The organism is Microbacterium sp. Nx66, from assembly GCF_904066215.1.
Taxonomy (GTDB): Bacteria; Actinomycetota; Actinomycetes; order Actinomycetales; family Microbacteriaceae; genus Microbacterium; species Microbacterium meiriae.
Map to the genome: position 1 here is coordinate 1 of NZ_LR880474.1, position 17,276 is coordinate 17,276.

General features: G+C 67.8%; 16 protein-coding genes and 2 tRNA genes. 14 read left to right on the forward strand and 4 right to left on the reverse strand.

The features are described from left to right. From dnaA to MICNX66_RS00060, 12 genes are all read left to right on the forward strand, one after another. Window positions 1–1,392: a chromosomal replication initiator protein DnaA gene (gene dnaA, locus MICNX66_RS00005; RefSeq protein WP_187662787.1), complete on the forward strand. Its 1,392-nt coding sequence runs from the start codon at window positions 1–3 to the stop codon at window positions 1,390–1,392. A gap of 485 nt (window positions 1,393–1,877) precedes the next feature. Continuing rightward, window positions 1,878–3,020 carry a DNA polymerase III subunit beta gene (gene dnaN / locus MICNX66_RS00010; protein WP_187662788.1) on the forward strand — a complete coding sequence of 381 codons (1,143 nt, stop codon included), beginning with the start codon at window positions 1,878–1,880 and terminating at the stop codon, window positions 3,018–3,020. A 49-nt stretch (window positions 3,021–3,069) separates the two neighbouring features. Next, window positions 3,070–4,284 (forward strand): DNA replication/repair protein RecF, encoded by a 1,215-nt coding sequence (recF, locus tag MICNX66_RS00015; protein WP_187662789.1) that lies wholly within the window; start codon window positions 3,070–3,072, stop codon window positions 4,282–4,284. Further along, window positions 4,277–4,786 carry a DUF721 domain-containing protein gene (locus MICNX66_RS00020; RefSeq protein WP_187662790.1) on the forward strand — a complete coding sequence of 170 codons (510 nt, stop codon included), beginning with the start codon at window positions 4,277–4,279 and terminating at the stop codon, window positions 4,784–4,786. Before recF ends, MICNX66_RS00020 begins: the two co-directional genes overlap by 8 nt. 118 nt (window positions 4,787–4,904) lie before the next feature. Further along, window positions 4,905–6,986, forward strand: coding sequence for a DNA topoisomerase (ATP-hydrolyzing) subunit B (gene gyrB / locus MICNX66_RS00025; RefSeq protein ID WP_187662791.1), 2,082 nt, complete (start codon window positions 4,905–4,907; stop codon window positions 6,984–6,986). Between the two features lie 72 nt (window positions 6,987–7,058). Further along, window positions 7,059–9,614, forward strand: a complete 2,556-nt coding sequence (gene gyrA, locus MICNX66_RS00030) for a DNA gyrase subunit A (protein WP_187662792.1) — start codon at window positions 7,059–7,061, stop codon at window positions 9,612–9,614. Beyond that, window positions 9,611–10,015 (forward strand): DUF3566 domain-containing protein, encoded by a 405-nt coding sequence (locus MICNX66_RS00035; protein WP_025102877.1) that lies wholly within the window; start codon window positions 9,611–9,613, stop codon window positions 10,013–10,015. Before gyrA ends, MICNX66_RS00035 begins: the two co-directional genes overlap by 4 nt. A 163-nt stretch (window positions 10,016–10,178) precedes the next feature. Continuing rightward, window positions 10,179–11,531 carry a sensor histidine kinase gene (locus tag MICNX66_RS00040; protein ID WP_187662793.1) on the forward strand — a complete coding sequence of 451 codons (1,353 nt, stop codon included), beginning with the start codon at window positions 10,179–10,181 and terminating at the stop codon, window positions 11,529–11,531. Then, on the forward strand, window positions 11,519–12,208 hold the full coding sequence (locus MICNX66_RS00045; RefSeq protein WP_187662794.1) for a LuxR C-terminal-related transcriptional regulator: 690 nt from the start codon (window positions 11,519–11,521) through the stop codon (window positions 12,206–12,208). The genes MICNX66_RS00040 and MICNX66_RS00045 overlap by 13 nt, the downstream gene beginning before the upstream one ends. Continuing rightward, the gene (locus tag MICNX66_RS00050; RefSeq protein WP_187662795.1) at window positions 12,205–13,110 is read left to right on the forward strand and encodes a DUF4097 family beta strand repeat-containing protein; all 906 of its coding nucleotides are present in this window, start codon (window positions 12,205–12,207) and stop codon (window positions 13,108–13,110) included. The genes MICNX66_RS00045 and MICNX66_RS00050 overlap by 4 nt, the downstream gene beginning before the upstream one ends. Before the next feature lie 86 nt (window positions 13,111–13,196). After that, window positions 13,197–13,270: transfer RNA gene (locus tag MICNX66_RS00055), tRNA-Ile, on the forward strand. 26 nt (window positions 13,271–13,296) lie between these two features. Beyond that, a tRNA-Ala gene (locus tag MICNX66_RS00060) sits at window positions 13,297–13,372 on the forward strand. Window positions 13,373–13,390: 18 nt separating this feature from the next. Here the strand turns inward: MICNX66_RS00060 and MICNX66_RS00065 are convergent. Further along, window positions 13,391–14,512: a M24 family metallopeptidase gene (locus tag MICNX66_RS00065; RefSeq protein WP_187662796.1), complete on the reverse strand. Its 1,122-nt coding sequence runs from the start codon at window positions 14,510–14,512 to the stop codon at window positions 13,391–13,393. A 51-nt stretch (window positions 14,513–14,563) separates the two neighbouring features. Continuing rightward, on the reverse strand, window positions 14,564–15,010 hold the full coding sequence (locus MICNX66_RS00070) for a DUF1801 domain-containing protein (RefSeq protein WP_187662797.1): 447 nt from the start codon (window positions 15,008–15,010) through the stop codon (window positions 14,564–14,566). A 136-nt stretch (window positions 15,011–15,146) separates the two neighbouring features. On the opposite strand from MICNX66_RS00070, the gene MICNX66_RS00075 reads away from it, so the two are divergent. Beyond that, window positions 15,147–15,569 carry an NUDIX hydrolase gene (locus MICNX66_RS00075; RefSeq protein ID WP_187662798.1) on the forward strand — a complete coding sequence of 141 codons (423 nt, stop codon included), beginning with the start codon at window positions 15,147–15,149 and terminating at the stop codon, window positions 15,567–15,569. 11 nt (window positions 15,570–15,580) lie between these two features. On the opposite strand, the gene MICNX66_RS00080 is transcribed toward MICNX66_RS00075, so the two are convergent. Further along, window positions 15,581–16,063 carry an aminoacyl-tRNA deacylase gene (locus tag MICNX66_RS00080; RefSeq protein ID WP_232089133.1) on the reverse strand — a complete coding sequence of 161 codons (483 nt, stop codon included), beginning with the start codon at window positions 16,061–16,063 and terminating at the stop codon, window positions 15,581–15,583. Continuing rightward, a complete protein-coding gene (locus MICNX66_RS00085; RefSeq protein ID WP_025102885.1) occupies window positions 16,060–16,557 on the reverse strand; it encodes a hypothetical protein in 498 nt (165 codons plus the stop codon). Before MICNX66_RS00085 ends, MICNX66_RS00080 begins: the two co-directional genes overlap by 4 nt. Window positions 16,558–16,703: 146 nt before the next feature. Between MICNX66_RS00085 and MICNX66_RS00090 the strand changes: the two genes are divergently transcribed. Further along, entirely contained in the window at window positions 16,704–17,261 is a 558-nt protein-coding gene (locus MICNX66_RS00090; protein WP_187662799.1) for a peptidylprolyl isomerase, read from the forward strand. The last annotated feature ends 15 nt before the right edge of the window (window positions 17,262–17,276 follow it).

Sequence of the window (17,276 nt, forward strand, 5' to 3'; positions counted from 1 at the left end):
ATGTCCTCACCAGCCCAGCCCGAAGTCCCGATCTGGACCACGGTGCAGGAGCTGCTGGAAGCCGACGATCGGGTCACGCCGCAGCTCCAGGGCTTCCTGAGCCTCGCGGTGCCGGCCGGGGTGATGTCGGCGACCCTGTACCTCGAGGTGCCGAACGACCTCACCGCCGCGCAGATCAACAAGCGTCTCCGCCTGCCCATCATGGAGGCGCTCGCTCACGTCGGCGAAGAGGTCACGTCCTATCGGGTGGTCGTGAACCACGAACTCGCGGACCAGCCCACGGCCCCCATCGCGGTTGCCGACTTCGGTCGCCAGGAGCCGGTGCGCGCCGAGTCGCCGATGGAGCAGCCGACGGCGCTGCGCCACGAGTCCCGCCTCAACCCGAAGTACACCTTCGACAACTTCGTGATCGGCCAGTCCAACCGGTTCGCCCACGCGGCCGCCGTGGCCGTGGCCGAAGCTCCGGCCAAGGCCTACAACCCGCTCTTCATCTACGGCGACTCCGGACTGGGCAAGACACACCTCCTCCACGCCATCGGTGACTACGCGCAGTCCCTCTATGCCGGGGTGAAGGTGCGGTACGTGTCGAGCGAGGAGTTCACGAACGACTTCATCAACTCCATCGCCAACAACCGCGGCGCCGCGTTCCAAGCGCGGTACCGCGACGTGGACATCCTCCTCATCGACGACATCCAGTTCCTCCAGGGACGGGCGGAGACGCAGGAGGCGTTCTTCCACACGTTCAACACGCTGCACGACCACAACAAGCAGGTCGTCATCACCAGCGATGTCGCACCGAAGCACCTGACCGGCTTCGAGGACCGCATGCGCAGCCGGTTCGAGTGGGGCCTCATCACCGACGTGCAGGCGCCCGACCTCGAGACCCGTATCGCCATCCTGCGGAAGAAGGCGCAGAGCGAGGCCCTCCACATCCCGGACGAGGTGCTCGAGTACATCGCCACGGTCGTGTCCTCGAACATCCGCGAGCTGGAGGGTGCACTCATCCGCGTCTCCGCGTTCGCGAGCCTGAACCGCTCTGCCCTCGACATCTCCCTGGCTCAGACCGTGCTGCGGGACATCATCGACACGGCCGAGGACAACATCATCTCGCCGACCGACATCATCACCGCGACCGCGCAGTACTTCAAGCTCACCGTCGACGACCTCTACGGTTCCAGCCGTTCGCAGCAGATCGCCACCGCACGGCAGATCGCCATGTACCTCTGCCGTGAGCGCACCAGCCTCTCCCTCCCGAAGATCGGTCAGCTCTTCGGCAACCGGGACCACACGACGGTCATGTACGCCTACAAGAAGATCAGCGAACTCATGAAGGAGCGTCGCTCGATCTACAACCAGGTGACCGAGATCACCACGCAGCTCGGTCGTCGCTGACGACCTGCATCCACGAGAGGGACGCCGCATCCGACATCGGACGGCGTCCCTGTCGGCGTTTCGGCGACATGCACCCGCCGGATAGATGCGTCTATGCACATGTGGATAACTTGTGGATGAACGTGGAACGCGCCGTCTCGAATGTGGGGCGATCGGGGAAACCTGTGGATAACCCCGGGACGGCGAAACGACGACCGACCCCTGTCCACCCGCGGATTCCTCAGGGTCTCCACAAGTGACACGTGTGTAGTTCCCTACTCGCGCCTGCTTTCCACCGACTTATCCACAGTATCCACAGGTGTTAACACCGTTAAGGAGTTAAGTCATTCAGGGTGCGATCCGATCACCAGACGGTGGGGAGAACCGGCGGCGGCATGACAAGTCCTCCGGCGTAGGGAACCGCAGGACTGTGGGGCTAGCATGGGATTCCCTGCAGTGGCAGGACCCGACGACGACCCGTCATGTTCGACGACAAGGGAGCACCCGTGAGGTTTCAGGTCAACCGCGATGTCTTCAGCGAGGCTGTGTCCTTCGTCGTCAAGCTGCTGCCCCAGCGCAATCCACAGCCGATCCTCGCCGGTGTCCTTATCGAGGCGGACGGCTCCGGACTCACGCTCTCGGCCTTCGACTACGAAGCATCCGCACGGACGACCATCGAGGCGATGGTCGAGACACCGGGCACGATCCTCGTCCACGGGCGGCTGCTCTCCGACATCGCGAGCCGCCTCCCGAACGCTCCCATCGAGATCGCCGTCGAGGATGACGGCGGAATCGCCGTGACCTGTGGCTCGGCTCGCTTCACCCTCGCGGCCATGCCGGTCGAGGAATACCCGTCCATTCCCGAGGTGTCCGGATCCTCCGGCGTCGTCCCGGCCGACGATTTCGGCACGGCGATCGCGCAGGTCGGCTTCGCCGCGTCCCGTGACGACGTGACTCCCGTGCTGACGGGTGTCCAGCTCGAGGTCACCGGCCAGACGCTCAGCCTCGTCGCCACCGACCGCTATCGGGTCTCGCTCCGCGACGTGCCCTGGGACGGCGAGGCCGTCGAGGCCACCGCACTCGTTCCCGCCCGCACCCTCGTCGAGGTCGGCAAGACGTTCGGTCACGCCGGCACGATCCAGATCGCCTTCTCGGGTGCCGGGGATCGCGAGATCATCGCGTTCACCGCCGGCAACAAGACCGTGACGTCGCTGCTCATCAAGGGCAACTTCCCCCCGGTCCGCCGCCTCTTCCCCGAGCAGACCGACCACTACGCTGTCGTCAACACGGCCGATCTCATCGAGGCCGTCCGCCGTGTCTCCCTCGTGCTCGACCGCGCGGCGCCACTGCGTTTCACGTTCTCGACCGACAGCGTCACGATGGATGCATCGGGCAGCGAGCACGCCCGCGCGTCCGAGTCGGTCGACGCGATCCTCTCCGGCGGCGACGAGGTGACGCTGGGTCTCAACCCGCAGTACCTCATCGAAGCCCTCGGTGCGGTCAAGAGCGAGTTCGTGCGGGTGACCTTCACCTCCAGCGACAACGCCAACAAGCTGAGCCCGGTCCTCATCACCAGTCAGACGTCGGTCGACCAGGCCGGTCTGGACTCGTTCAAGTACCTCCTCCAGCCCAACCTCCTCCTGCGCTGAGCACCCCCGGCCCCGAGGGAGTGTCCGACCCGGAAGGTAGGCTGCCTCCGTGATTGTGGAGCATCTCAGCCTGGTCGATTTCCGCAATTACGCGACCGCGGAACTCGCCTTGCACCGCGGGCCGAACGTCCTCGTCGGGCGGAACGGCCAGGGCAAGACGAACCTCGCGGAGGCGGTGGTGTTCCTCGCGACGCTGGGATCGCATCGGGTGTCCTCGGACGCGCCGATGGTGCGGGACGGGCAGGAGTTCGCCGTCATCCGGGCCCGGCTCGCGCACGGTGAGCGACGCGTGCTCGTCGAGGTGCAGCTCAATCGCCAGGGTTCGAACAAGGCGCGGATCAACGGCTCCCCGTCGAAGACGAACGAGCTCCCCCGCTACGCACATGTCGTGCTGTTCGCGCCGGAGGATCTCCAGATCGTGCGGGGCGACCCCTCGGCCCGCCGCCGGTTCGCCGACCAGCTCCTCATCCAGCGCACCCCGCGACTCGCCGCCGTGCTGGGTGACTACGACCGCGTGCTCAGGCAGCGCAACGCCCTGCTCAAGTCGGCGCGGGCGCGGGGCATCCGCGGTGAAGCGCTGAGCACCCTCGACGTCTGGGACGACAAGCTCGTCTCCCTCGGATCCGAGATCATCACGGCACGGCAGCGGCTGGCGTCCGATCTGCAGCAGCCCGTCGCCGATGCATACGCGGCGATCGCCGGCGCGGACCACCGTCCCCGGCTCGACTGGGCGCTGTCGGTCGCCGGCAGCGATCCCGAGGATGACGACGACCGCGATGACGCGGACGGTGCCGCTCCCGTCGACGACGTGCGCGGGGACGCCCGTCGCATCGCCGAGATGTTCCGCGCCTCCCTCGCGGCGAAACGCTCGAACGAACTCGACCGCGGCCTCACCCTCACCGGACCCCATCGGGACGACCTGGTGCTGCGGGTCCGGGACCTGCCGGTGAAGGGGTACGCCTCCCACGGCGAGTCCTGGTCGGTCGCACTCGCCCTGCGACTGGCATCCGCCGAGCTGCTCCGCAGCGAGTCCCCGGCCGGCGACCCGGTACTGATCCTCGACGACGTCTTCGCGGAGCTGGACGCCGATCGGCGGCAGCGGCTCGCCGCGCTCACCGCGGGCTACGAGCAGGTGGTGGTCACGGCCGCGGTGGAGGAGGATATCCCCGACGTGCTCCATGCTCACGTCGTCCGCATCACGGCGGGGACCATCACCGATGAGCGGGACCGGCTGCAGGGAGAGGACGGTGCGCCGAATGACTGACGTGGTCACCGACAGCGCGGCCTCGGCGGAGGCTCCCGAGACCGTCGCCACCTACCTGCGACTGCGGGGACTCAAGCCGAGCGCCAAGAACTGGAAGCGCAAAAGGCGGATCTCCGTCGACGACGACAACGCGCCGTTCACCCCCGGCCGCGATCCGGGAAGCCTCGGCGCCGTCCTCGACACGCTCAGCCGCGAATCCGGCTGGGAGACGACGCTCGCCCGGGAGGACCTCGTCCGCCAGTGGGCTGACCTCGCGGGGGCGGACACCGCGAAGCACTCGGAGCCGGTGTCTCTCGAGCGCGGACTGCTCACCGTCAAGTGCGATTCCACCGCGTGGGCGAAGAACCTCCAGTTCATGCGCGCGACGATCCTCACGGAGATCGGACGACGGTACCCGGAGGCGGGAGTGGAGAACCTCCGCTTCATCGGACCGGACGTCCCCTCGTGGAAATGGGGTCCCAGAGCCGTTCCAGGGCGGGGCCCGCGCGATACCTACGGGTAGGGCACCATGCAAGGGGTCCGAAACGCTCAGAGGGCCACACGCGGCCGTTGAGCGGCATTTCGACTCGAAACCCGGCTAGAATGGGAGTTCGAGATATCGATCTGGAGAATGCCCTCTGATGACGCCTGAATCCCCTGCTGACGAGACGGAACCGAACAACGACGCTTCGTCGGGCTCACAGGCCGGAGGATCGGCGGCACCCGCACCGAAGAAGCAGCAGCCCGGTGAGTACGGCGCCGACTCGATCCAGATCCTCGAAGGACTCGAAGCGGTCCGCAAGCGACCCGGCATGTACATCGGCTCGACCGGTCCCCGCGGACTGCACCACCTCGTCTACGAGATCGTCGACAACTCGGTGGATGAAGCGCTGGCCGGGTATGCCGACACGATCTTCGTCACCCTCCTCGCCGACGGCGGCGTGCGCGTGGTCGACAACGGTCGCGGTATCCCCGTCGACCCGCACTCGTCGGACCCCTCGAAGTCGACCGTCGAGGTCGTGCTCACGATCCTGCACGCGGGCGGCAAGTTCGGTGGCGGCGCCTACGCCGTCTCCGGCGGTCTGCACGGCGTCGGATCCTCGGTGGTGAACGCCCTGTCGACCCGCTTCGACGTGGAGGTCAAGCAGAAGGGCTTCGTCTGGCGGCACAGCTTCGCCGACGGCGGCGTCCCGCAGCAGAAGCTGGAAAAGGGCGAGGCCACCGAGGAGACCGGGACCAGCATCACGTTCTGGCCGGACGCGGAGATCTTCCAGGAGACCGTCGAGTTCGACTACGACACGCTCCGCACCCGGTTCCAGCAGATGGCGTTCCTCAACAAGGGACTGCGCATCGAGCTCTCCGACGAGCGGCCGGAGTCGGCGTACGAGACCGAGGAAGACGGCCAGGCGGTCACGAAGCAGCCGGGCGACGTCTTCTTCTACGAGCGCGGTCTCGTCGACTACGTCGAGTACCTGAACAAGGTGCGCCACGCCGAGGTCGTCAACGAGGAGATCATCGCCTTCGAGTCCGAGGACACGGCGCGCAAGATCTCGCTCGAGGTCGCGATGCAGTGGACGACGTCGTACACGGAGAACGTGTTCACCTACGCCAACACCATCAACACGCACGAGGGTGGCACGCACGAGGAGGGCTTCCGGGCGGCGCTCACCACGCTCGTCAACCGCTATGCCCGTGCGAACAACCTCCTCAAGGAGAAGGACGACAACCTCTCCGGAGACGACGTGCGCGAGGGGCTGACCGCCGTCATCTCGATCAAGCTCGGCGAGCCCCAGTTCGAGGGTCAGACCAAGACGAAGCTCGGCAACACCGAGGCGAAGGCCTTCGTGCAGAAGGTCGTCGGCGATCAGCTCGGCGACTGGTTCGAGCGCAACCCGAACCAGGCGAAGAACGTCATCCGCAAGGCCATCGACGCGGCGACGGCACGCCTCGCCGCGCGCAAGGCACGCGAGACCGCGCGTCGCAAGAGCGTGTTCGAATCCGCAGCGATGCCCGACAAGCTCAAGGACTGCACGAGCAAGGACCCGTCGATCAGCGAGATCTTCCTCGTGGAGGGCGACTCGGCCGGCGGTTCGGCGGTGCAGGGTCGGGACCCGCACACGCAGGCGATCCTGGCGCTGCGCGGCAAGATCCTCAACGTCGAGCGCGCGCGTCTCGACAAGGCGCTCGGCAACAAGGAAGTCCAGGCGATGATCCAGGCCTTCGGCACGGGCATCGGCGAGGAGTTCGACATCGAGAAGGCGCGGTATCACAAGATCGTGCTGATGGCCGATGCCGACGTCGACGGTCAGCACATCACCACCCTGCTGCTCACCCTGCTGTTCCGCTACATGCGCGGACTCATCGAGGCCGGCTTCGTGTACCTCGCGATGCCGCCGCTCTACCGCCTCAAGTGGTCGAACGCGGCACACGAGTACGTGTTCAGCGACGCCGAGCGCGATGCGCTGCTGGCCTACGGCCTGGAGAACGGCAAGCGCATCCCCAAGGACGCGGGCATCCAGCGCTACAAGGGTCTCGGCGAGATGAACGCCAAGGAACTGTGGGAGACCACGATGGACCACACCACCCGGACGCTTCGTCAGGTGACCATCGAGGACGCCGCCGCCGCGGACGAGATCTTCAGCGTGTTGATGGGCGAGGACGTGGAATCGCGTCGGAGCTTCATCCAGCGCAACGCCAAGGACGTCCGGTTCCTCGACATCTGATCACCGCGGGGTCCCTGAGTCCGTCGAACGGGACCCGCTGCTCCGACCAGCTCAGCCCACCAGGAAAGACACATGACTGACGAAGAACGCCCCGACATCACCGAGGGTCACGAGCACGGCAAGATCGACCAGGTCGATCTGCAGTCGGAGATGCAGCGCAGCTACCTCGACTACGCCATGGCGGTCATCGTCGGCCGCGCCCTCCCCGACGTCCGCGATGGCCTCAAGCCGGTGCACCGCCGTGTCATCTACGGCATGTACGACGGTGGGTTCCGCCCCGACAAGTCGTTCTCCAAGTGCGCCCGCGTCGTCGGCGAGGTCATGGGTCAGTACCACCCGCACGGCGACTCGGCGATCTACGACGCCCTCGTCCGTCTGGTGCAGCCCTGGTCGCTCCGGTACCCGCTCGCCCTCGGCCAGGGGAACTTCGGCTCCCCGGGCAACATGGGTGCCGCAGCCCCGCGATACACCGAGACGAAGATGGCTCAGCTCGCGCTCGAGATGGTGCGCGACATCGAGGAAGACACCGTCGACTTCACCGACAACTACGACGGTCAGACGCAGGAGCCCACGGTCCTGCCCGCCCGCTTCCCGAACCTGCTCGTCAACGGCTCGGTCGGCATCGCGGTCGGGATGGCGACCAACATCCCGCCGCACAATCTGCGCGAGGTGTCCGACGCGGCGCTCTGGGCTCTCGACAACCCCGGGGTCTCGCGCGAGGAACTGCTCGAGGGTCTGATCCAGCGCATTCCGGGCCCGGACTTCCCGACCGGCGCGCAGATCCTCGGCACCAAGGGCATCCATGAGGCGTACCGCACGGGTCGCGGCTCGATCACGATGCGCGCAGTCGTCAACGTGGAGGAGATCCAGGGTCGCACCTGCCTCGTCATCACCGAGCTGCCCTACCAGGTCAACCCCGACAACGTGGCGGTGAAGATCGGCGACCTCGCCCGTGACGGCAAGATCACCGGCATCGCCGACATCCGTGACGAGTCGTCGGACCGCACCGGTCAGCGCCTGGTCGTGGTGCTCAAGCGCGATGCGGTCGCGAAGGTCGTGCTGAACAACCTGTACAAGCACACGCAGCTGCAGGAGAACTTCGGCGCGAACATGCTCGCGATCGTCGACGGTGTCCCCCGGACGCTCGCGATCGACGGCTTCATCTCGCACTGGATCGCTCACCAGATCGATGTGATCGTCCGACGCACGGAGTTCCGCCTCCGCGAAGCCGAGAAGCGCATGCACATCCTGCGCGGCTACCTGAAGGCGCTCGACGCGCTCGACGAGGTCATCGCCCTGATCCGTCGTTCGCAGACCACCGCGGATGCGAACGAGGGACTGCAGAAGCTCCTCGACATCGACGAGATCCAGGCCGACGCGATCCTGCAGATGCAGCTGCGTCGACTCGCCGCTCTCGAGCGTCAGAAGATCATCGATCAGGCCAACGAGCTCGAGGCTCAGATCACCGACTACAAGGCGATCCTGGCCGACGAGGGCCGCCAGCGCTCGATCATCCGCGAGGAGTTGACGGGCATCGTCGAGCGGTTCGGCGACGAGCGGCGGACGCACATCCTGCACGGCTTCGACGGCGACGTGTCGATGGAAGACCTCATCGCCGAGGAGGAGATGGTCGTCACCGTCACGCGCGAGGGCTACATCAAGCGCACGCGCAGCGACAACTACCGCTCGCAGCACCGCGGCGGCAAGGGTGTCAAGGGCGCCCAGCTGCGCGCGGACGACATCGTCGAGCACTTCTTCGTCACGACGACGCATCACTGGCTGCTGTTCTTCACCGACAAGGGCCGGGTCTACCGCGCGAAGACGTACGAGGTGCCGGAAGCAGGGCGTGACGCGAAGGGCACCCATGTCGCGAACCTCCTCGCGCTGCAGCCGGACGAGAGCATCGCGCAGGTCCTCGACATCCGCGACTACGCGGTGGCGGACTACCTCGTCCTCGCCACGCGCGAGGGCCTGGTCAAGAAGACCCGTCTGGACAACTACGACACGAACCGCCAGGGCGGCGTGATCGCGATCCGTCTGAACGACGAGGACGAGCTGGTCAGCGCCCTCCTCGTCAACGCCGAGGACGACATCCTGCTCATCAGCCGCCGGGGCATGTCGGTGCGATTCCAGGCGACCGACGAGGCGTTGCGCCCCATGGGCCGTGCCACCGCCGGGGTGAAGGGCATGAAGTTCCGTGAGGGTGACAGCCTGCTGTCCGCCTCCGTCGCCGCACCCGGGAAGTACGTCTTCGTGGTCACCGACGGGGGCTATGCGAAGCGCACCGCCGTCGAGGAATACCGCGTCCAGGGGCGTGGCGGATACGGCATCAAGGTCGCCAAGTTGAACGACGATCGGGGCACTCTCGCGGGTGGTCTGATCGTGTCCGAGGACGACGAGGTCTTGGTGGTTCTGTCCAGCGGCAAGGTGGTACGCTCTGCCGTGGCCGAGGTCCCCGCCAAGGGTCGCGACACCATGGGAGTGGTGTTCGCCCGCACGACGGAGGCCGACCGCATCCTCGCCATCGCCCGGAACGGCGAACGTGGTCTCACCGAAGAGGAGACCGAGCCGGATGCCGACGCCGAGGCCCCCCAGACGACTGAGACACCCGAGGATACAGACGCATGAGCACAGTGGCTGACAAGCTGGCGAAGAAGTCGACACGCAAGACCGGTGGCAAGCAGGTCCGGCTGCGGCTCGTCTACGTCGACTTCTGGTCCGCGGTGAAGCTCTCGTTCCTGGGAGCGGTCGCTCTGGCCGTCGTCACGATGGTGTCGTTCTTCCTGATCTTCCTCGTGCTGCAGGCGACCGGCATCATGTCCACGGCCGACGAGTTCGTGCGGAGCTTCACCGACGGCGCGATCCCGCTGTCCGAGCTCGTGGGGCTGCCGCAGGTCATGGCGTTCGCGGCGGTTGTCGCGATCCTCAACCTCATCGTGTTCACGGTGCTCGGCGCCGTCGTCGCGGGCATCTACAACCTGGCCGTGAAGGTCACGGGCGGGTTGCTCGTCGGCTTCATGTCGAACTGACCCGAAACCCCGTCTTTCCGCCGAAACCCCGGCCTGCGCAGCGATGCAGGCCGGGGTTTCGGCGATAGGGCGGGGTCTCGGCGGGTGGGGGTAGGGAAAACCCGAACGGGAGTGTCCGGTTGACTCGGTGGGCGAGGTCCGGCGGCGGCCCTACCGTGGAAGCATGACCACACAGACTGCGACCCCGGGCACCGCGCCAGCGGTGAAGCCGCCGTTGCGCATCCCGCTCACGATCCTGCATCTCGCCGGTGTCGGGGTGATCGGGGGCGCCATCTTCGGCATGCTCGGCGGGCTCCTCGGCACCGGACTCGGCCTCCTCTTCGTCTTCGGCGTCGGCATCGTGGTGCTCGTGGGCCTCGTGTACGCGCTCTTCGGCGTCGGCTGGTTCGAGATCGCTCGCGTCGCCGCCCTGTACCGGGTACCGAACGCCCCGCTGCGGCTCCAGCCGCGGGACCGTCCCGGCTTCGGCGGCTGGCTCCGCGCGCTCGGGAGGCAGGCGATCGATGGGCGGATGTGGCGTGCGGTGGCGAACTTCGCCATCACCGCGGTCCTCGGCTTCGTGGTGCTCCGACTGTTCTGGGCACTCCTCTGGTCGATGATCATCGCCTTCGCACCGCTGACCTCGGCCGAGACCATCGTCGGCCCCTTCGGTGGCGGGCAGATCCCGGTGTCCTGGGCGCCCGTGATCGGCGTCCTCGGCGCACTCGCCTCCGCCGCCGGGATCATCGGCCTCGCGCTCCTGGCCCGGACACTCGCGCTGGCGATCGTCGCCCGGGCTCGTGAGGTCGAGCTCACCGAGCGTGTCCGCGCATCCACCGCCCAGCGTGAGGGTGCCGTCCGTGCGGCCGATGTGGAACGGACGCGGATCGAGCGCGATCTGCACGACGGCGTCCAGCCGCGGCTCGTCTCCGTCGGGATGACCCTCGGGCTCGCCCAGCAGAAGATCGACACCGACCCCGACGCCGCGAAAGAGCTCATCTCCGAGGCCCACACGTCGACGAAGGCCGCCATCACCGAACTGCGGCAGCTCGCCCGCGGGATCCACGCCTCCGTGCTCGACGACCGCGGACTCGACGCCGCGTTGTCCGCGCTCGCCAGCCGCTCCCCCATCCCCGTGCAGTTGGACGTGCGGATGGACCCTTCGACAAGCTCAGGGACCCAGGGTGGCGGGGCAGGGACCCAGGGGTACGGCTCAGGGACCCAGAGTGGCGGCGCCGGGGCAAGCCGGCCCGGACGCGATGCGGAGGCGGCGGTGTACTTCTCCATCGCCGAATCGCTGACCAACGCGGCGAAGCACTCCCGAGCGAGCGAAGCGCGGGTCACCGTCCGGCTCCGCGAGGGAAACGTCCTCTGGGCGCGGGTCGAGGACAACGGCATGGGCGGCGCCCAGGTCATCCCGGGCGGGGGCCTCGACGGCATCGCGAACCGGATCCTCGCCGCGGGCGGGACCTTCCGTCTCGACAGTCCGCAGGGCGGCCCGACCAGCCTGGAGGTGAACGTGCCATGCGCATCCTGATCTGCGAGGATTCCGTCCTCCTGCGCGAGGGGCTCGTGCGTCTGCTCGAGGACGCCGGCCACGAGGTGGTCGCGGCCCTCACCGACACGACCGGTCTCCGCGAGGCCGTGACGTCGACGACGCCGGACCTCTGCATCCTCGATGTGCGGCTGCCGCCGACCTTCACGGACGAGGGCATCCGCGCGGCGCTCGATCTGCGGGCGGTGCATCCGTCGCTCGCCATCCTCGTGCTGTCCCAGTATGTGGAGGAGCGCTACGCGTCCGATCTCATCGCCGCGCAGGGCGGTCCGCTCGGCTACCTCCTGAAGGACCGGGTGGCGGATGTCGCGGAGTTCATCGATTCGGTGCAGCGGATCGCCGACGGCGCCACGGTGCTGGACCCGGAGGTCGTGGCCCAGCTCCTGACCCGCCGGAACCGCGACGATCGCATGATGCGGCTCACCGAGCGGGAGCGCACCGTGCTGGCGCTGCTCGCCGAGGGCAAGTCGAACCAGGCGATCGCTGCCCTCCTCTTCCTCTCGGGAGCGAGCGTCGAGAAGCACATCACCTCCATCTTCCAGAAGCTGGGCTTCGAACAGGACGAGGCGGGCAACCGCCGCGTGCTCGCCGCGCTGGCCCACCTCGAGAACACGGGCGGCACGACGCCGTCGAACGGCCAGACAGGAGTCTCACGATGACCACCGAGAACACCGGAGCACAGGGCGGGCACACCCCGATCACTCCCCCGCCGCCGTCCGCGGCTTCCCCCACGCCGTCGCCGAGCGCGCCCGGACCGCGGCGTTCATCCGGAGCGACCGCCGTCATGATCGTCACCGCCGTGGTCGGTGGGATCGCCCTGCTCGGAGCCGGAGGCACGGCGGCCGTCGCGGCGACCGGCACCCTTCTGTCCTCCAGCCGACCGGATTCGGTGCAGACGGTGGACGTCGACGGCGTCACTGCGATCGATCTCGACGCCGATGCGAGCATGGTCCGCATCGACTTCGGAGATGTGGACGCGGCGGAGCTCTCCGTGACCAACGGTCGAGGTTCGTGGACGTTCGAGCGCGAAGCGGACGAGCTCGTCGTCCGGAGCCCTCGGCCCGCCTTCGGCTGGTGGTTCGGCAACTGGTTCGGTGACGACGAGCGCGCCGTGCTCACCCTTCCGAAGGAGCTCAGCAGCTCGGGCCTCGACGCGAGCCTCACGCTCGATGCCGGCGCTCTCGACGTCTCCGGCGAGTTCGGCACCCTCGAGGTGCAGATCAACGCCGGATCCCTCGATGTCTCCGGAGCGGCCTCGGCCGTCGATGTGCAGATGAACGCGGGGCGGGCGGACGTCCTCCTCGACGGCGTCGACCAGGCGGATCTCGGCATCGCCGCAGGCGACCTGACGGTCGAACTCACCGGCGACGCGCCGACGGCGACCACCATCGATGTGAGCGCCGGATCCCTGAACCTGACGCTTCCGGATGTGGAGTACCGGATCACGCAGGACATCAACGCGGGATCGTTCGATGCCCGTGTCGACGAGTCGCCCAGCGCCCGTCGCACGATCGATGTGTCCGTGTCGGCCGGCAGTGTGAACGTCGACCCCGGACGATGAACCGGGCGAGGGCGGGGCTCCGGTGCGGGGCCCCCGCCCTCGATTCGGATTTTCGGCGAAACTCCGGTAAAGTTCTGGAGGTTGACGGGGCTATAGCTCAGGCGGTTAGAGCGCTTCACTGATAATGAAGAGGTCCCAGGTTCAAGTCCTGGTAGCCCCACCCTTTCAATTCAAGAATTCCCTCACGGGGCCTTAGCTCAGTTGGTAGAGCGCCTGCTTTGCAAGCAGGATGTCAGGAGTTCGAATCTCCTAGGCTCCACCATCCTCCCCCCGACTCACTTCACCCGTCGGTTGCCGTGAGTCCGTGCGGTGCCGTGTTCAGGCGTTCGACTCCGTCCGCCGTCACGACCACGATGTCCTCGATGCGGGCGCCCCACTCTCCCGGGAAGTAGATGCCAGGCTCGATGCTGAAGGCCATGCCCTCTCGGATCACGAGGTCGTTGCCGGGGGCGATGTAGGGCTCCTCGTGCACCGAGACGCCGATCCCGTGACCCGTGCGGTGCAGGAACGCCTCCCCCAGCCCGGCCTCCGCGAGCACCGAACGGGCGGCCGCGTCGACCTCCGCCGCCGTGACTCCAGGGCGCACCGCATCCACCGCCGCCTGCTGCGCGCGGACGAGGGTGGCGATGCGGTCCGCAGCATCCGGATCAGGCGTTCCGACGACATAGGTCCTCGTGCTGTCCGAGTTGTAACCGCTCGGCACGGCGCCGCCGATGTCGACGACCACCACGTCGCCCTCCTCGATGACCCGGTCGGAGACCTCGTGGTGCGGATCCGCGCCGTTGGGCCCAGAGCCGACGATGACGAACTCGACCGTCCGATGGCCTTCCTCGACGATCGCGGCGGCGATGTCGGCGGCGACCTCTCGCTCGGTGCGCCCCGCGCGCAACCAGGCGGGTACGCGGCGGTGCACGGCATCGATCGCCGCGCCGGCGCGACGCAGCTCGGCGATCTCCTCGTCATCCTTGATCATCCGACCCTCCCGGAGGACGGGCGTGGCGAGTTCGAGCCGCGCCTGCAGCCGCTCCCCGATCGGCACGACGTGCAGCGCGGGAAGCGCATCCGAGACGCCGACGCGGGAGACGGAACCCGTCGCCGCAGCCACGAGGGCGTACGGGTCCTCGCCGTCCACCCAGTCGGCGACCGTCAGTCCCAGCTCGCCGATGGCCGTACTGCGCACCTTGGCGAGCTCCATGCGTGGGACGACCACCGTAGCCGCGCCGCGGGGAGGAAGGACCAGCGCGGTCAGCCGCTCGATGGTGTCGCCCTCGACGCCGAGGAGGTACTGGAGGTCGGGGCCGGGGCCGACGACGATCGCGTCGAAACCGGCAGCATGCGCGAGGTCCTGCGCGCGCTCCAGGCGGCGGGCGTAGACGGCGGCGGAGAAGGGGAGGGTGCTCACAGCCACCACGCTAACGCGAGCGACACCGCTGCGTCAGGCCTTCACCGCGAATCAGCTGATCGCCTGGCGGATGCGCGCGGCGAGGAACTCGAGATCCTTCTCCGTGAGCGCGGTCACCGCGTACGCGGTCGGCCAGACGGTGCCGTCGTCGAGGTGGGAGATCGGCTCGAAGCCGAAGGTTCCGTAGCGGACCTTGAACTTGCTCGCCGGCTGGAAGAAGCACAGCACCTTGCCGTCTCGGCCCCACGCCGGCATGCCGTAGTACGTGCGGGGCACGAGCTCCGGCGCCACCTCGGACACCAGCGCGTGAAGCTTCTCGGCGAGCCGCCTGTCCTCGTCGGTGAGCTTCGCGACGGCTTCCTTGAGATCGGCCTCGCCGGCGGCGCGCAGTTCCTCGGGCGACTTCTTGGCTCGGGAGCGTCGGGTGCGCGCCTCCTTCGCGGCGGCCTGCATGGCCTCGCGCTCCTCGGGGGTGAAGTTCTTCTCGGTGTCGGCCATGATGGTCCTCTCGTGCGGCCTCGATGATGGTCCCAGCGTAGGGACGCCGACCGCTCCCGTGCTTCTCGATTCGTGATCGATCCGCCGGTCCCGTCACGCGGCGCGCGATGGCTCGATACCCGGATAGGGTGTCTCCATGGACCTGCGCGTCGCCGCATACGGGGTCGTCACCGATGAGGGTGGGCGCCTCCTCCTGGCGCGATGGACCGAGGGCCGGCGAGTGGCCTGGACCCTCCCCGGCGGTGGGCTGGAGCCGGGCGAGGCGCCCGAGGATGCCGTGCGCCGGGAGATCCGCGAGGAGACGGGCTACACGGTGAGGGTCGGGTCGCTGCTCGGTATCCATTCCCGTGTCATCCCCGCCGGGCGGCGCGTGCAGAAGTCGTCGGATCCGCTGCACACCCTGCGCATCGTCTACCGGGCGGAGGTATCCGGCGGGAAACTCCGCTGGGAGACGGAGGGATCCACCGATCGCGCGGAATGGTTCCCGCTCCCCGCGGTCGCGGGTTTGCAGCGTGTTCGCCTGGTCGACATCGCGTTGCGGATGGCCGGCATCCTCTAGGAGTCGAGCCGTCAGCGTTCGTCGGGAACCGAGATGTCGGCGACGGTGGCGTCGTACGCGGCGATGAGGTCGTCGGCGTCGACGAAGAGGCTGTAGCCGTGCGTGCCGGCGCCCATCGCCACCCGCTGACCGACGATCGATGCGTCGGCGTAGACCGGCCAGTCGGTGGTGCTGCCGATCGGCACGATAGTCCCGCGCTCGTAGCCGGTCGCCGCGAGGGCCAGCTCGGGCTCCGGGAGGCGCAGCTTGTTGACGCCCACGAGGGCGCGCAGCTTGGGCCAGGAGATGGATCGTCCGCCGGGGACGAGAGCGAACAGATACGTGTCGTCCGAGCGTTTCACCACGAGGGTCTTCACGATGCCCGACGGCGGGATGCCGAGGATCTCGGCGGCCTCGACGAGGCTACGCGCCTGCGGCCGCTCGCGGATCTCGATGTCGAGTCCACGGGCGGCCGCCGCATCCCGCACCCGCGCGTGCGGGTCGGGAGTGGTCACGCGTCGGGAGCCGACAGCGGGTCGTCGGCCACCCACAGCTCATCGTCGGCCCGCAGCGCCTGCCAGGCGGCGTAGAGCACGCCGACCGCGGCTGCGGCACCCAGGACGATGGCGATGACGGATCCGAGACCAGGACCCTTCTTCTGCGAGACGGCCTTGCGCGCCTTGTACTCGACGCCGTGACGCTTGGCGTTCGCGACGTCCCAGGCGGTCAGTGCCGTACCCACGACACCGCCGACGATCGGGACGACCTTGTCGTCCACGACGTGCTTGCCGGCCTTCACCGAACGGTCGACGACCGGGGCGACGCGGCGGTTGTAGGTGTCCTGGACGACCGGGACGATCTGCTCGCGATTGAAGTTGCCGAGCTGGCGACCTGCCTCACGAGCGACGTCGGCAGCGTGGCCGACGAGCACCTGCTGGTCTTCCCACAGCTGGTTCGCGTCCTTCTGAAGACGACGAAGCTGCTTCTTCCGCTTGCGGCTGAGGCTCACGATGCTCTCCTGTCCATTGGAGTACGGGTTCCCCATCTTGCCACGAGAGGCTGGATGCGGCGAGGGAATCGCCCGCCCCTTGCATCATCGGCGCCGGGCCTGTACGCACCCGGCCCGCTCACCGGAAGCTCTGCGAGAATGAACGCATGGTTCACGCTTCCCACGTCGCAACTCTGCACACCAACCACGGTGACATCGTCATCAACCTCTTCGGCGACCACGCCCCGAAGACGGTCAAGAACTTCGTCGGCCTCGCCGACGGGTCCCAGGAGTGGACGCACCCCGCCACCGGCAAGCCGGGCGAGGGCCCCCTCTACAAGGACGTCGTCTTCCACCGCATCATCCCGAACTTCATGATCCAGGGCGGCGACCCGCTCGGTCAGGGCGTCGGCGGTCCGGGGTACAACTTCGACGACGAGATCAACAACGAGCTCAACTTCAACGAGCCCTACATCCTCGCGATGGCCAACGCGGGTCTTCGCCGCAACGCCATCACCGGCAAGGTCGAGGGCACGAACGGCTCGCAGTTCTTCATCACGACCGACCCGACGCCGTGGCTGCAGGGCAAGCACACGATCTTCGGCGAGGTCGCCGACGACGCGTCGCGCAAGGTCGTCGACGCGATCTCCGCCGTTCCGACCGCGGCGGGCGATCGCCCGATCGAGCCGGTCGTGCTGCAGTCGATCGACATCGTCGCCGCCTGACGACAGCGACGGCCG